Genomic DNA, 16,486 nt, shown 5'->3' on the forward strand with positions numbered 1-16,486 from the left:
TTCTATAACGAAGGGATACAGAATTATGAGAAAAAATCTGAAGGGCTGTAAGAAGCTGGCAGGGGAAACTCTGGCCGGTAATTTTACGGTCCCTGTGATCGGGAGTATTGCGGTTGCGGCGATGAGCGCAGTTTCAAGCTATATTTCTACAGCACTTTTTCCGGGAGATTCCCTGTATGCGATCATTGGAGGAGAGGTATTCAGCTTTGTCCTTTCTCTGGTGATCTGTATTTTTTCCGCAGGACTTTACCGGATCTATCTGAATATTTCCAGAAGGGAAGCCTACTCTTTCGGAGACCTTCTGTACTTTTTCAGCCATCAGCCGGATCATGTGATCGTGGCATCCTTTGTGCTGGCATTGATCAATCTGGTGACATCACTTCCACTGGCGTGGTTTTCTTTTACAAGCAATATGGGAAATACAACGGAGGAGCAGATGAACTGGGCAGTAACTTACATGCTGCTCACACTTCTCGGGTTCGCGCTGAACCTGCTGGCAGCTATGCCGTTCACCATGAGCTATTACATTTTGTCCGATAATTCGGACATAAAAGGAGTGCAGGCACTGAAAGCCAGTGCAAAGCTTATGAAGGGACATTACTGGGAATATATGAAAATGCTCTTAAGTTTTGTTCCGTGGATCATTTTTTCCATATTTACATTGTATCTGGCACTGATCTGGCTGGTGCCTTATATAGAAACCTGTATGGCAGTTTTCTATCGGAATATTTCCGGAGAGTTTGATGAACCTCCAGAGGATCCTTATCCTCCGGTAACTCCGATCCCGCAGTTCCACGATGAAACCGAAGCCTGATCGCCTTCCGGAGGATGTTTTCCCTTTCCGGGAGGATGCTTGAAACGCAGGTGATGCCCTTTCCGGGGGGATGCTTGAGACGCAGGTGATGCCCTTTCCGGAGGGATGCTTGAGACGCAGGTACTTTCCCTTTCAGGGGGACCATTTTGGCATGGGCAGGTACGAGGGGGAAAGCACTCAAAGTTGCGAAGCCCGCTTTTCCCCCTCGAGCTCCCCCTTTCCGGGCACGCAGCTATTGTAGGTTGTAGGAATATGTGAAGATATTGGAGGGGCGATGGATTCTACTATGTTGGCTGTGGAAGGTTGAGCCGATTTATGCTGACGTAAATATATTGGCGAAGCCTGTTCCTGAATAACAGCGATACACCACAATCCAAAGAACAGGCCCGCTACGCAGGCCACTTTCCCATTCAGCCAGAAGCGATAAACAGTGAAGAAGCAATAAACAGTGCCGAAGCAACAATCGGCTCAGCCTGCTACTGTCGGTACAGCAGAATACAGTGCCGAAGCAATAATCGGCTCAGCCTGCTACTGCCAGTGCAGCAGAATACATGGCCGAATCAATAATCGGCTCAGCCTGCTACTGCCAGTGCAGCAGAATACAAGACAGAATCAATAATCGGCTCAGCCTGTCACTGCCAGTACAGCAGAATATAAGGCAGAAGCAATAATCGGCTCAGTCTGTCACTGCCAGTGCAGCAGAATACATGGCCGAATCAATAATCGGCTTAGCCTGCTACTGCCAGTGCAGCAGAATGCAAGGCCGAAGCAATAATCGGCTCAGCCTGTCACTGCCGATACAGCAGAATACAGGACTGAGCCGATACACTTACACATTCCACAACGCATCACAGCGGCGTGGCCAGGAGGGGAAGAGCGCGAGAAGGGGAGACGGCCTTCGCAACTATGAGTGCTTCCCCTTCTCGCAAATTACCCACTTTCAAAAAGTGAAAACCATAATCCAAAAAAATCAAACCATCCAATTTCCTCTCACTTCAAAAGGTGAAAACTACAATCCAAAAAAATCAAACTACCCAATTTATCTCACTTCAAAAAGTGAAAACTATAATCTAAAAAATCAAACCACACAATTTCCCCTCACTTCAAAAAGTGAAAACCATAATCCAAGAAGCAAACCACATAATTATAGATTCAAAGGAAGTCGTCCCACAACCTCCTTTGTCAACCCACCTATGAGAATCCCCGCCAGGACACCTGACACCAGCAGTGCCGGTGCATAAACCATCAAACTCGTATTGCTCACCACGATCATGGCAACGATCAGCTGCCCGATATTATGTGTGACACCACCGGCCACACTGATACCGATCAGACTGAAGCCGGAATGTTTTTTCAAAAGATCCATCACAGTCAGGCTAAGCGCAGCGCCAGCCAGACTATACAAAATACTGAACAGATTTCCAAACATAAATCCGATCACCAGGATTCTGACAACGGACACGAGAGCCGCTTCTTTAAAGGAATATCGGTCCAGTATAAAAAGTACCGCCAGGTTTGCAAGCCCGAGCTTGATACCCGGAATTCCTGTAAATACAGGGACCAGAGACTCCACATATCCAAAAATGATCGCTACTGCGGCAAATAATCCGAGATAAGCTGTTTTTCGTTTCATAAATAAATCCTTTCATTTGTTGCAGGAATATCGTTGCAGAAACAGCACAGACATAATACCGTCTGTCAGAGAAAACTCTACGGAGAACACGTATTACGCATATTCTCCGGAAATTTTATGTCACCGCATCAATTTTAGGCGAACTCTCCGAATCCAAATCCTCTGCAGTATTTTCCCCTTCTATCACAACCTTATTAGGAAGGCAGATGATGGAACCGCCGTGCTCGTCCACAGCCTTCTGTTTCATACAGTAATGATCCGGGCAGGTTGCTTCGATCATTGTAACTTTTCCATCTTTGATTTCGCAGACATTGGTGTCTCCGATGTGGATGATCTGGTCCTGGGAAAGCGAATAGGTTCCGAATTCTTTTCCGTCAACGGTAATACGGATCGTATTATGGGAACGTTTCCCCGCAATCTGAAAACCAAGCCAGAGAACCCCCGCCAGAATCAGGATCCCGGCAATAAAAATCAATTCTTTTTTCTTCAAAACAAATCTCCATTTCTGTTACAGATTCAGAAAAAATCATATCATAATCGAAATTAAAAGGCAAACATAAGTTAATGATATCTAACCATAATTCATACAGCTGTTCCCAACGGAAAGGGAGGAGTGGCGATGATTTTTCTTTTATAAAAGACATAAAACAGAAAAATTCATATTGAAAAAAGTTATAGACTACTAACAAAAGTGTAGACAAGAAAAAAAACAGGTGATATAATACCTAACTGTAAGTTAGCATCGTCTAATTTTACAAAAAAGATTAATCAAAACTAATTTATGTATATGGATAAAAACTATATAATTTATCCAAAAGACAGTTATACGCAGATTACAGGACTGGATCGAGAGCATCTGACGTAGCAATATATGTTCGCATAGCGTGAGTCTGATGCAGCAATTTACAGAATTGTTAAAAATACAAGGGAGAAAAGAGATGAAAAATCAGAATTTTTATATGAGAGTGATCTCCTTACTGTTGGTGATCCTGGCTGTACTTTTTTATAACAGCAGCATGAAAGCCCAGGCAAATGAAAAAGAGATCGCGGCTCTGACAGATAAGGTAGATACACTTCAGGAGCAGCAGAATGAACTTCTCAGTGCGCTGGAGACGAGTTATGTAAATCGTATGCAGAATCAGGCAGCATCTGCAGGATCAGGCAGCAGTGATGCAGATACAGCAGGCGATGACAAAACAACAGACACTTCAGACGGCAATGTATCCGATGCAGACGCAGAGGACACAGCAACCGCAGATTCCGATAATGTATATAAAGATGGAACCTACACAGGAGAAGCTGAGGGATACGGCGGGACCATTCAGGTGGAAGTGACACTTGCCGGTGATGAGATCACATCCATCAACGTAGTCAGCGCCCCAGGTGAGGACAGTGCATATCTTTCACAGGCAGAGAGTGTGATCGATTCCATCCTGAGTGCTCAGAGTACAGATGTGGATACCGTATCCGGAGCAACGTTCAGCTCCACAGGAATCCTGAACGCAGTGGATGCGGCACTTGGAAAGGCGGAAAACTCATGAAAAAAAGACAGCGGGAGGTAAGGCTGATGCGTGCGGGAATACAGCTGGCATTTTTTATTGCCGCCCCGTCTCTGTTTTCTACAGCCTTTGCAGGTATCAAATCGATCTTTCTTGCCATTGCGGCCGGTCAGCCGGTGGAGTGGAATTCCTTTCTGACTGTAACGGCAGTGCTTCTGATCTTTACCTGTTTTTTCGGAAGACATTTCTGCGGATATGCGTGTGCATTCGGATCTTTCGGAGATGCCGTATATGAAGGCTTTTCCTGGATCCGGATGAAATGCTTTCACAAAAAAAAGAAACCGGCTCTTTCCGAAAAAATGGTTCACGGGCTTCAGAAAGTCAAATATATCGTACTGGCACTGATCCTGCTTTCCTGCCTTACAGGTGTATACGGAAAGCTTACGGGAACCAGCCCGTGGGATGTTTTTTCCATGCTCACGGCAAGACGGCTCCCGAACAGCAAATATCTGGTGGGAATTGTGTTCCTGGTGCTGATCATTGTGGGAATGTGTACACAGGAAAGGTTTTTCTGCCAGTTTCTCTGTCCCATGGGAGCGGTTTTTGCATTAATGCCAATCCTTCCGGGTGCACTGTTTCGGAGAAACCGTGAGAAATGTCCGCCGAAATGTGGTCTCTGTAAAAAAAGATGTCCGGCTCATCTGGATATCGACGGCGACACAGGCAGATCCGGCGAATGTCTTTGCTGTCACGCATGTGCCGCAGCCTGCCCGAGAAAAAATATTCATATTGGAACAATTGAGGAAAAATGATCTATGAGATATCAGGCTCTGAAAAAGAAAACTTTTCTGGCAGCAGTTACATTTACAGGAATTGCGGTGTTGTTTCCTGTGCTGTGCATGGCTGCTTCGGAAAATGATGTACAGACATATACCGATACAGATTTTGCAATGGATACTGTGGTATCAGAAACACTCTATACCACAGGTGACGATATAAACAGTAAGCTGACAGCTGTGCTGACAGATGTGGAGACGAACCTTCTTTCCTGGACCAATGAGAAGTCCCAGATCTATAAGGTGAATGCAGACAGCGGAAAAGATACGGAGATTTCCGACGAGCTTTCCGGATACCTGAAACGTCTTCTGAAGATCGCAGAGGATTCTGACGGAGCCTTTGACCCAACCATCGGGAAGCTGATCCGCCTGTGGGATATTGGAGGGGAAAACCAGAAAATTCCGGAAGAAGCAGAAATTAAGAATGTTCTGAAGGATTCCGGATATCAGAAGATTTTTCTTGACGTAAATACGGTCCACATGGAGGAGGGCTGTTCTCTGGATCTTGGAGCAGCGGGAAAGGGTATTGGCTGTGACCTGATCCTTAAAGAACTGGAAACAAAGAAGGATGTAACAGCAGCACTTATGAATCTGGGAGGAAGCAGTGTCATGACCTACGGAAGCAAGCCGGATGGTTCTTCCTGGAATGTGGCGGTGACAGATCCCAGAGCTGAAAATGAGGATGACTATCTTGGTGTGGTTGCCTTAAATGGTACAGAATTTCTTTCCACATCCGGAGATTATGAGAAATATTTTATCGAAAATGGTGTAAGGTATCACCACATTATGGACCCGTCTACCGGCTATCCGGCAGAAAGCGGAGTGACCGGGGTAACGGTAGTCTGTGACTCAGGTCTGGAGGCAGATGCGCTTTCCACAGCATGTTTTGTGCTGGGGGTGGAAAAAGGGACACAGCTGTTGAAAGCTTACGGTGCAGACGGACTTTTTGTGGATGAAGACCATCATGTGTATCTCACTGAGGGGATGAAGGAGCGGTTCAGCCTGCTTGCGGATTCCTATAGTGTGGAGGATATTGCAGAGTGAAGCTGATCTCCCGGCGATCCGGTTTATGACTGTTTGGCAGAGGGGAATGCTCATATCCGCAGTACTTGCGATAGTAAACCTGGAAAGGGTTCTATAAATATATCATATTTTTAGGAGGAATAAGCAATGCAGAAGTGGAATCTATTGAAAAAAACAGCTCCATGCATTTTAAGTCTTGCAGTGGCAGCAACAACCTTTCCGACCGCTGTAATGGCATCTGATCTTGATGCAGCCGTGGTTTCCGAGGCAGAGGCAGGAGATACGGAGGATTTTAGCACAGAGGAAACGGCAGAGGATACTGAAGCTGTAGCAGAAGAAACTATAGAGGATGCTGCAGACATAACAGAAGAAGCAGCAGAGGATGTAGCAGTACCAGAAGCTGCTGCAGACGAAACAGAGGATATCCAGCAGGAAGATACAGAAGCTGTCGAGACTCTGTATGAGACAGCAGAGGAAGCAGACCCGTTCTCTACAGGGGAAGAGGATTTCACAGAAGGCGATGAAGTGGCGGAAGCATTTTCCGATTCTGACCAGCTGACAGGCGAGTATCAGTACGTATATGCAGGACTTACCTGGGGTGAGTACTGGGCAGCAGAAGGCGTATATGCAGCTGGAGATACAAGCTCTTCAGAAGAGAAGGATTCACATAGTGAGTTTGATACAGGAGCTTTTGATACAGTAACAAGAGCGACTGCAAATCATGGACTTCACAGAGGAAGCTATCAGACAGAAGCTACGATCATTGCTGAAGACGGAACCAGATTCGACGTATCCTACTGGGAGGATAAAGGAAGCACACTTTATCTTACAGACGGTTCCAAGGTAAAATGGAACAGAGGCAGTATAACAACAGAAGATGGAAAAACCTATACGATGGATCATTATGAGATATATGGTCTGAAATATGTCCCGGTAGCAGTTAAGACCGCAGATTTTGCAGATTTCTGCAAAAAGTATAATGTTGTACAGGATGGAGCTGTGCTCTCCGGAGGATACAGTGAAAACAATCTCCAGTATTACAAAGGCCTTGTGGCAGACGTAAATGCACAGACAAATGGTCTGAAATATGCGGAGAAAAATGGTGACGGCTTTACATTTACAGCAAGAAAATCAGACGGAACAGCTTCCGGTATCAAGGATCAGGCGTTAAAAACAGCAACAGGGATCAAGCCGGGTGTAAAAGCAGCAAGCGGAAGCTACGGCGAATTCCTCCGTGTGGATCTCAATGGAAATTATGGCGATCTTGGTGCAAATATGCAGGCTGTACGCTGGGATTATTATGGAGATGATTCCACATATACAAAATGCCTCGCTTCTTATGGAACCAAGTTTGCCGCAGATAACTGGATGCATAAAGCAATGGGAATCCAGCTTGGACTTACAAAATCTGCACGCTGCAAGCTTCCGGGAGGAACAGACGGAACAGGATACTGGAAACTGACAGTGTATGCTCTTGGATATAATGACTATACCTACAGCTTCCAGGCAACTGCAGAGAATATCGTAAATCCTACAATGGAGCCGACTGATTTTACAAGTCTTAAAACGGAAGTAGAAGCTGCAAAAGCTCTGGCAGAGGCAGATTACACAATTGCAACCTGGAAGTCCTTTGCCGGTGAGCTTCAGGAAGCAGAAGACATTCTTGCAAAAACAGATGCAAGTCAGGCTGAGGTAAATGAAGCACTTGAACATCTTCAGGGAGCAGAGAAAGAGCTTCAGAAGGTAACAGTTACACTTGATAAGACAGCAGCAGCTGTATATACAGGAAAAACAACGACTCTTAAGGCAACAACAAATGACAGCGATGCAACAGTGACATTTGAGTCCGGCAACACAAAGGTTGCAACAGTAAGCAGCAAGGGTGTTGTTAAAGGCGTAAAAGCCGGAACAGCAGTTATCACAGCAAAGGTCGGAAATGCCACAGCAACCTGCAAGGTAACAATAAAAGCTTCTACAATTAAATTTGCAAAGGCTTCCGTAACGATCTACAAAGGAAAAACAGCAACTGTAAAAGCAACTGCAACACCATCTGCAACTGTAAAATACACAAGCAGCAACACAAAGGTTGCAACCGTAAACAGTAAAACAGGTGTTGTAAAAGGAATCAAAGCAGGAACCGTTACGATTACAGCAAAGGCAGGAGCCCTGAAGACAACTTGCAAAGTAGTTGTCAAGAATCCTGCATTCAGTCTTGTAAAATCTTCTGCAACGATCAAAAAAGGTAAAACAACAACCATCAGATCCAAAGCAACACCTGCAGGCAAGGTTACATATACAAGCAGCAATAAAAAAGTTGCAGCTGTAAACAGCAAGGGTGTTGTAAAGGGAATCAAAAAAGGTAAAGCAACGATCACAGTGAAATGCAACGGAATTACAAAGAAATTTGTGGTAACAGTTAAATAATTTCACTGTTGAACCGAATGCGAGCACAGATATCCGGGAGCCTCTGCCGCAGACATAGAGCAATGTCTGCGGCAGAGGTCTGCTGATTTCTGAAGAGCAATGTCTGACAGAGGCCGCAAGAAAAGAGGAGAGAGTAAGGAAGCATGGAAAAAGATCTGAAAGATAAAAAGCAGGAGGAAAAAAATACTCCGAAGATACCCTGGACCAAGCTGGTCCCTGCAGCTGCTGTGATTGCGGCGCTTGTGTTTTCAGGCATAAAGGCGAAGGGCTCTGATGGAGAGACAGAAGCAGTCGGGCAGGCAGAGACGACCGTAATGTCCGCTTCAGAGCTGGAAAAATATCTCGGGTATGAAAAAGAAAATACTGTTTCTGACAGCACAGCTGAGAAAAACAGTACAACAAAAAAGAAAAGCTCATCTAAAAAAAGTTCAAAAAAAACAGCAGCGAAAAAAAGCTCAGGTACAAGAACGGTTTCCGAATCTGCAAAAAGCAATGCCGGCGCCGCAGGACAGGGAACCACGCAGACACCAGTAGCAAGCGTTCCGGCAGATGGATATAAGGACGGTACGTATGAAGGAAGCGGAACCGGATTTGGCGGGACGATCCGTGTGAGGGTGACGGTCAGCGACGGAAAGATTGCAGCCATTGATATTCTGGAGGCATCTGGAGAAACCGCGTCGTATTTTGCGTCAGCTCAGGGTGTGATCAGCAGGATGATCGCCGGAAATACACCGAATGTAGATGCAGTAAGTGGAGCAACCTATTCCTCCAACGGAATCATCCAGGCAGTTCAGAATGCCCTCTCCCAGGCAGCGGCAGATGGAAACAGCCAGCAGGTCACCCCTACACCTGCAGCAACTGCTTTACCAACTCCGACATCAGCTCCGTCACCTACAAAAAAACCATCCAAAAAACCATCTCCTACAAAGGAACCGGAAGATCCGGACAGTCCCAAAAAATATCTGGATGGTAAATATACAGCTTCGGCAAAGGGCTTCAATGGAGACGTGAAAGTAATTGTGACCATCAAGGATGGAGTGATCGAAGCTCTGAAACAGGAAAATACGGACACAGAGCAGTTTTTTGAAAAAGCATGGAGCGTGCTGGAAGAACAGATCATCGGTACAGATTCTGTGGATGATATTGATGCAGTCAGCGGAGCAACCTATTCCTCCAACGGGATTCTGGATGCTGTAAAAAAAGCCCTCAAAGAAGCGGTTAATCCGGAGTATGGAAAGAAACCCACACCAACTCCTACAAAGAAACCGATACCAAAGCCAACAGCCACACCGAAACCTACGGCAACGCCGAAACCAACAGCCACACCGAATCCAACAGAGACGCCGGCAGCAACCCCGACGCCGGAGCCGGACGGCCCGGATGTGACGCCGGTTCCTGAAAAACCCAATGTAACTCCAACACCAGGGACAGATGAGCCGGATGCAACACCGGAGCCAACGGAAGCACCGGAACCGGTGGGAATGTACAGAGATGGAACGTATACAGGCTCGGCTTTTGGATATGGAGGAAAAACATATCTGACAATTACGATCTCAGGAGGCCAGATCGCATCCATTGAGCAGACAAATCAGGATACACCGGAATTTTTTGATCCTGCATGGAGCACGATCTATTCTCAGATCATGGCAAACCAGTCGGCGGATGGGATCGATACTGTCAGCGGAGCCACATATTCCTCCGAAGGGATCCTGGACGCTGCACAAAAGGCCCTTGCCCAGGCAAAGAATTAACCGGGTGAACGTTGGAGCAGCTATAAACATCTGAATCTAAGCCAATAATAAGAGGTGAAAGAAACCTCTGGACTTCTTGATTTTTTTGAAGTTCAGAGGTTTTTTGCTAGGTTTCTGAAATTGCTTCTATAAATCGATAAAAAAATAACAGGAATGTATACAGAATAATAGGAAAAATATCAGAAAATATAAGCGGTTTAAATAATTTGAAATGCAAATTAGCGGGGATTAACCTGAGAAATACAATAAAATTTTTATTGCACAGGGCAATGTTTTATGTTATGTTTGAATGTGTGTAATTAAAGTTGTTATTAAAATGACAAACAATGCTGAAAGGAGAACAAATATGAGCAGTAAAATTACGATCATCGGAGCAGGAAGTGTAGGAGCAACTATCGCTTATACCTTATCACAGAGGAGTATTGCATCAGAGATCGTTCTGATCGATATTAACAAAGATAAGGCTGAAGGTGAGGTTATGGATATTGAGCAGGGAACCAGTTTCCGTGAGCCGATCTCCATCGTGGCAGGAGATTACCCGGATGCTGCAGATTCTGACATTGTGATCATCACTTCCGGTATTGCCAGAAAACCGGGACAGACTCGCATCGAGCTGACACAGACCAACGTCAACATTATGAAGAGTATTACTCCGGAGATCGTAAAGGTGGCTCCCAAAGCGCTTTATATTATCGTAAGTAATCCATGTGATATTATGACTTATGCATTTGCAAAGCTTTCCGGACTGCCGGAAAATCAGATCCTTGGTTCCGGAACCGCCCTGGATACGGCCCGTCTCCGCTGCAGACTTTCTCAGCACTACGGTGTATCTGAGAAAAACATCCACGCCTATGTATTCGGAGAGCATGGAGATACTTCCTTTGTACCGTGGTCCAGAGCCTTTGTTGCAGGTGCGACCCTTGATGAGTTTGACAAGATCGTTCATGAGGATCAGAAAGATCTGCAGCCACTTGACAGAGAAGAGGTTCTGGAGTATGTTCATACTTCAGGATCAACTGTGATCGCCAAGAAGGGTGCTACATTTTATGCGGTAGCCGTATCTGTTTGCAGACTTTGCTCGCTTCTTCTTGCAGCATCTGATACAATAGTCAGTGTATCAACCATGCTTCACGGAGAGTACGGTGTTGAAGACGTATGTCTTAGTACCATGGCTTCTATCGGACCGGAAGGTGTAAAACGTATCGTTCGTGTTCCGCTGACCGAGGAGGAGACAGAGAAGCTTCACGCAAGCGCCAATGCTCTGAAGGACGTGATCGCACAGATTGATCTTTGATAAATGTCAGAAGCTGTGTAAAAAGGAAAAAGCAGCCTCAGGCAAATTTGAAACAACGGGAGAAAGATAAAAATGGATATTATTCAGGTAATTACCAGAGAATTGAACGTTGAGAAATGGCAGGTCGAGGCAGCGGTTAAGCTGATCGATGAAGGCTGCACCATTCCTTTTATTTCCAGATACCGTAAGGAAGCAACCGGTACACTGAACGACGAACAGCTTCGTAATCTTAATGAGAGACTTACTTATTTAAGAAATCTTGAGGATAAAAAGGCTCAGGTTCTGGGCAGCATCGAGGAGCAGGGCAAGCTGACTCCGGAGCTGAAGAAACAGATCGAGGCAGCGCAGACACTCGTTGTGGTAGAGGATCTTTACCGTCCGTACCGCCCGAAGCGCCGTACACGTGCCATCATCGCCAGGGAAAAAGGTCTGGGACCTCTGGCCGACATCATCCTTCTCCAGATGACGAAGAAACCTCTTGAAGAAGAGGCAAAAGCATTTCTTTCTGAGGAAAAAGAAGTCAAAACTGTGGAAGAGGCCATCAGCGGTGCCAGAGATATCATTGCAGAACATATTTCTGATGAAGCAGATTATCGTATCAGTATCCGTAAGAGAACAATGGATAAGGGAACTATATGTTCCACCGCAAGAGATGAGAAGGAGCAGTCTGTATACGAGATGTATTATGACTTTGAGGAGCCGGTGAAAAAGCTTGCAGGTCATCGTGTCCTTGCTCTGAACCGTGGTGAGAAAGAGAAATTTCTTACTGTGAAGATCCTTGCACCTGAGGAAGAGATCATCCGTTATCTTGAAAAACAGGTGATCGTCCGCGATAATCCATACACTACACCGGTTCTGAAAGAAGCCATTGAGGACAGCTATAAACGTCTCATCGGACCGGCTATTGAGCGTGAGATCCGAAGCGCCCTTACAGAGGCAGCAGAGGACGGTGCCATCCATGTCTTTGGCAAAAATCTGGAGCAGCTTCTCATGCAGCCTCCAATTGCAGGACAGGTAGTTCTTGGCTGGGACCCTGCCTTCCGTACCGGATGCAAGCTGGCAGTGGTAGATCCTACCGGAAAGGTTCTGGATACCACAGTTATTTATCCCACAGCACCAACCAATGAGACCAAGATCCGTGCCGCAAAGGAAACCCTGAAAAAGCTTATCAGCAAATATCATGTGACACTGATCTCTGTAGGAAACGGAACGGCATCCAGAGAATCCGAGCAGATCATCGTGGAGCTTCTTAAGGAAATCCCTGAAAAGGTCCAGTATGTTATCACCAACGAGGCAGGTGCTTCTGTATATTCCGCAAGCAAGCTTGCCACGGAAGAATTCCCGAATTTCGATGTTGGACAGAGAAGCGCCGCATCCATCGCAAGACGTGTACAGGATCCGCTTGCAGAGCTTGTAAAGATCGATCCGAAATCCATCGGTGTCGGTCAGTATCAGCATGATATGAACCAGAAAAAGCTGGGAGAAGCCCTTAACGGCGTTGTGGAAGATTGTGTAAACAAGGTCGGAGTGGATCTGAATACTGCGTCTGCATCCCTTCTGGAGTATATTTCCGGAATCAGCAAGGCCATCGCAAAGAATATTGTAGCCTACCGTGAGGAAAACGGCCGTTTCCAGACAAGAAGAGAACTTCTTAAGGTTGCCAAGCTTGGTCCGAAAGCCTTTGAGCAGTGTGCAGGTTTCACACGGATCACAGGAGGCAAAAATCCTCTGGACGCAACCAGTGTCCATCCGGAAAGCTATGACGCAGCAAAAAAACTCCTGGAAAAGCTGGGCTACACACCGGAAGATGTGGCAGAGCGTAAGCTTACCGGTATTTCCAGGCAGATCCGCGATTACGGAAAACTGGCAAAGGAGCTGGAAATCGGAGAGCCAACCTTACGTGATATCGTAAAGGAACTGGAAAAACCTGCCAGAGATCCACGTGACGAGATGCCGAAACCGATCCTCCGTACCGATGTCCTGGATATGAAGGATCTGAAAGAGGGCATGGTTCTTAAGGGAACTGTCCGCAATGTCATTGACTTCGGTGCTTTTGTGGATATCGGTGTGCATCAGGATGGCCTGGTCCATATTTCCGAGATGAGCGAGAAATTCATCAAACATCCGCTGGAAGCAGTCAGTGTGGGAGATATCGTGGATGTCCGTGTTCTTGGTGTTGATATGAAGAAAAAACGGATCAGCCTTTCCATGAAGGGAATCAGTAAATAAAGAGAAAAACTGAGTAAAGAGAAGCAGGCAAGTATATTCAGCAGCATTCTGCGGCGGATTACCGGACAGATATACAATAAAGCTATAACAGAAATACAGCAGTGGTTTATACCCTATACTTTATAGAACCGGAGAAATCAGGTTTACAGGGAAAAACCACTGCTGTATTATTATATTACCAGATGCGGATTATAGGGAATGTTTACATCAGGAATACATAGATCGATCCGCATATGTATATCGAATGATCGATCAGACAGGAGGAATCATATTTGGATAGTACTGTACAGACCGTGCAGGAGGTCGGAAATCAGGTAAGCCAGTACAGGCAGATGTTTGAAAATTACCTGCCGGACATCACAAAATTCGGAATCAAGGTTGTTCTGGCTATCGTTGCTTTCTGGGTAGGAAGCACGGTAATTAAATGGATCGTAAAGTTTGTGAGGAAATCACTGACAAAATCCAGGCTGGATACAGGAGTGGCACAGTTTATGTCCTCTCTGGTCAAGATCATACTTTACATACTCCTGATCTTTAATATATCCACAAGCTTTGGAGTAAAGGAATCATCTCTGGCAGCACTTCTTGGAACTGCAGGTGTTACTATGGGTCTTGCCCTCCAGGGTGGACTTGCCAACTTGGCAGGAGGTATGATGCTTCTTCTGTTCAAGCCGTTCCAGGTAGGGGATTACATCATCGTTAACGGACAGGACGGAAGCGAGGGAACGGTAGCCAAGGTCGAGATTTGTTATACAACGCTGTTATCCATTGATAACAAGCACATCGTGATCCCCAACGGTACTCTTTCCAATGCGACCATCACCAACGTAACAGCAAGGGATCAGCGAAGGCTGGAGATCAAAGTGGGGATCTCTTATAATGCAGATATCCAGAAGGCCAAGGATATCCTGGAAGATATCCTCACCGAAGATCCGGATACAAGAGAAGACGAAGAGATGGTGGTATTCGTAGATGAGCTGGCAGAAAGCTCTGTGATCATGGGCTTTCGTGTCTGGGTAGATACCGACCGCTACTGGGCAGCCAGATGGAGATTGAACCAGAGGATCAAGGAAGATTTTGATTATTATGGAATTGAGATTCCTTATAAGCAGCTGGATGTGCATATTCATAAATAATATGCATAAAGGAAGAAAGATAAAGCCCTTTCACATGGCAGAGAAATTGCTGTGTGGGAGGGCTTTTTTGGTGAAAGTAACGGGTTTTGGGATTGTTACTGGCATTCACGATAGTAGAGAGTATGAAAATTATTGACAAACCAGTGTCGGGGTGCAATAATACCCCACAGAGATAGTATTTGGACTCAAAACTATACTCTGGCTGAAATCACTGGAATCTTATATAAAAATAGCCACCGGAACCCGGGATCGGGAACGGACGGATATATGAAAATTATAAAAGATACGAGCCTGTATCGATGATAACGAAGGCGTTACAACAGTTATGGGAATTTTGAGCAACTGTTGAAGAGCATGCTTTTCGTGTATAAAAAACAGGACTCAATATACAGGGAATCAATCAGAAGCGTTTCAGGGTCGAAGTGTACCCCGAGACGCTTTTTTATTAAATACAGAAGCGGATGCTTTTATCCACTTGAAAATTATTCCCTGCAGGAAAGGACTTATATAAGATGACAATAGAGATGTTAAAAGGAAAGATCCACAGAGCAACCGTTGTCCAGGCGGAACTGGATTATGTAGGAAGTATCACTGTGGATGAGGAACTGCTGGAAGCTGCCGGGATACTGGAATATGAGAAGGTTCAGATCGTAGATGTGAACAACGGCAGCCGTTTCGAGACATACACCATTTGCGGAGAACGCGGAAGCGGTATGATCTGCCTGAACGGAGCAGCAGCAAGATGTGTAAGCACCGGTGACAAGATCATCATTATGGCTTACGCACAGTACGAGCAGGAAGAAGCCCGTACTCACAAGCCTGCAGTTGTATTTGTAGATGAAGAGAACAGGATCAGCAGAGTGACCAATTATGAGAAACACGGACTGCTGAAGGATATGGCCTGACGCAGATCAGGAAGATAATAAGACGAAGGTGAATTCAGAAAAGAGGCTATCTCAAATCTATTAAGAAAACCGGTTCCGGAACCGGAAAAGAGGAGAGCACAATGCAGGTAACAAAAACAGTAGAAGAAACAAGAAAACAGATCAAAGCGTGGAAAAAAGAAGGAAAAACAGTAGGCCTTGTGCCAACCATGGGATTTCTCCATGAGGGACACGCAAGCCTGATCAAAAAATGCAGAGAGCAGAATGATATCGTAGTGGTATCCGATTTCGTCAATCCTACACAGTTCGGTCCTACCGAGGACCTGGAAGCCTACCCGAGAGACTTTGAGCGTGACAGCAAACTCTGCGAAAGCCTGGGAGCAGACCTGATCTTCTGCCCGGAGCCTTCCGAGATGTATCATGATCCCCACGCATTTGTAAGTATAGATACTCTGTCAGAGACACTTTGCGGAAAAACACGTCCGATCCATTTCAAAGGTGTGTGTACCGTTGTGACCAAACTGTTCCATATTGTGGCACCGGACAGAGCATATTTCGGACAGAAAGACGCACAGCAGCTGGCCATCATCCGCAAGATGGTGAGTGATCTGAACTTCGATATTGAGATCGTAGGCTGTCCGATCATCCGTGAGGAGGACGGACTTGCAAAATCCTCCAGAAATACATACTTAAGCCCTGAAGAGAGAAAAGCAGCTCTTTGCCTGTCAAAGGCAGTAAAAGCCGGACAGGAAGCCATTCACGCAGGAATCCCGGCAGAAGAGCTTCTCGGAAAAATGCGAGCAGTGATCGAAGCAGAGCCTCTGGCAAAGATTGATTATGTATCCATGGTAGATGCACTTACCATGCAGCCGGTGGAAAAAGCTGACCGCAGCGTTCTTGTAGCAATGGCTGTTTACATCGGAAAAACAAGACTGATCGACAACTTCAGCTACGAGGTATAAT

The 16,486-nt window shown here is 45.8% G+C and carries 13 protein-coding genes; 11 read left to right on the forward strand and 2 right to left on the reverse strand.

Translation table 11 applies throughout. The annotated features are described in order from the left end of the window. The first annotated feature begins 25 nt into the window (after positions 1-25). Positions 26-814 (forward strand): DUF975 family protein, encoded by a 789-nt coding sequence (locus LI091_RS03980; RefSeq protein WP_161209370.1) that lies wholly within the window; start codon positions 26-28, stop codon positions 812-814. Between the two features lie 1,144 nt (positions 815-1,958). Here the strand turns inward: LI091_RS03980 and LI091_RS03985 are convergent. Together LI091_RS03985 and LI091_RS03990 are read right to left on the reverse strand one after the other, a co-directional pair. After that, the gene (locus LI091_RS03985) at positions 1,959-2,447 is read right to left on the reverse strand and encodes a Gx transporter family protein (protein ID WP_118608873.1); all 489 of its coding nucleotides are present in this window, start codon (positions 2,445-2,447) and stop codon (positions 1,959-1,961) included. Positions 2,448-2,562: 115 nt separating this feature from the next. Further along, positions 2,563-2,937 (reverse strand): NusG domain II-containing protein, encoded by a 375-nt coding sequence (locus LI091_RS03990; RefSeq protein ID WP_129974765.1) that lies wholly within the window; start codon positions 2,935-2,937, stop codon positions 2,563-2,565. Positions 2,938-3,385: 448 nt separating this feature from the next. Between LI091_RS03990 and LI091_RS03995 the strand changes: the two genes are divergently transcribed. The 10 genes from LI091_RS03995 (at position 3,386) to panC (ending at position 16,485) form a co-directional block, all read left to right on the forward strand. Next, the gene (locus tag LI091_RS03995) at positions 3,386-3,988 is read left to right on the forward strand and encodes an FMN-binding protein (RefSeq protein WP_059086695.1); all 603 of its coding nucleotides are present in this window, start codon (positions 3,386-3,388) and stop codon (positions 3,986-3,988) included. Continuing rightward, positions 3,985-4,758 carry a 4Fe-4S binding protein gene (locus tag LI091_RS04000; protein WP_173722455.1) on the forward strand — a complete coding sequence of 258 codons (774 nt, stop codon included), beginning with the start codon at positions 3,985-3,987 and terminating at the stop codon, positions 4,756-4,758. Before LI091_RS03995 ends, LI091_RS04000 begins: the two co-directional genes overlap by 4 nt. 3 nt (positions 4,759-4,761) lie before the next feature. Further along, positions 4,762-5,826 (forward strand): FAD:protein FMN transferase, encoded by a 1,065-nt coding sequence (locus LI091_RS04005; protein WP_265190852.1) that lies wholly within the window; start codon positions 4,762-4,764, stop codon positions 5,824-5,826. 126 nt (positions 5,827-5,952) lie between these two features. After that, entirely contained in the window at positions 5,953-8,229 is a 2,277-nt protein-coding gene (locus LI091_RS04010) for a penicillin-binding Tp47 domain C-containing protein (protein ID WP_265190853.1), read from the forward strand. Between the two features lie 143 nt (positions 8,230-8,372). Further along, entirely contained in the window at positions 8,373-9,980 is a 1,608-nt protein-coding gene (locus LI091_RS04015) for an FMN-binding protein (protein WP_265190854.1), read from the forward strand. Between the two features lie 346 nt (positions 9,981-10,326). Next, positions 10,327-11,274, forward strand: coding sequence for an L-lactate dehydrogenase (locus LI091_RS04020; protein WP_144095413.1), 948 nt, complete (start codon positions 10,327-10,329; stop codon positions 11,272-11,274). 72 nt (positions 11,275-11,346) lie between these two features. Continuing rightward, positions 11,347-13,503 (forward strand): Tex family protein, encoded by a 2,157-nt coding sequence (locus tag LI091_RS04025; RefSeq protein ID WP_147602661.1) that lies wholly within the window; start codon positions 11,347-11,349, stop codon positions 13,501-13,503. A 272-nt stretch (positions 13,504-13,775) separates the two neighbouring features. Beyond that, positions 13,776-14,639, forward strand: coding sequence for a mechanosensitive ion channel family protein (locus LI091_RS04030; protein ID WP_320442566.1), 864 nt, complete (start codon positions 13,776-13,778; stop codon positions 14,637-14,639). A 512-nt stretch (positions 14,640-15,151) separates the two neighbouring features. Continuing rightward, positions 15,152-15,544, forward strand: a complete 393-nt coding sequence (gene panD, locus LI091_RS04035) for an aspartate 1-decarboxylase (RefSeq protein WP_015526224.1) — start codon at positions 15,152-15,154, stop codon at positions 15,542-15,544. A 101-nt stretch (positions 15,545-15,645) separates the two neighbouring features. After that, entirely contained in the window at positions 15,646-16,485 is an 840-nt protein-coding gene (gene panC / locus LI091_RS04040) for a pantoate--beta-alanine ligase (RefSeq protein WP_015526223.1), read from the forward strand. Position 16,486 lies beyond the last annotated feature (1 nt).

The organism is Blautia sp. MSK20_18, from assembly GCF_020553125.1.
GTDB lineage: Bacteria > Bacillota > Clostridia > Lachnospirales > Lachnospiraceae > Blautia_A > Blautia_A fusiformis.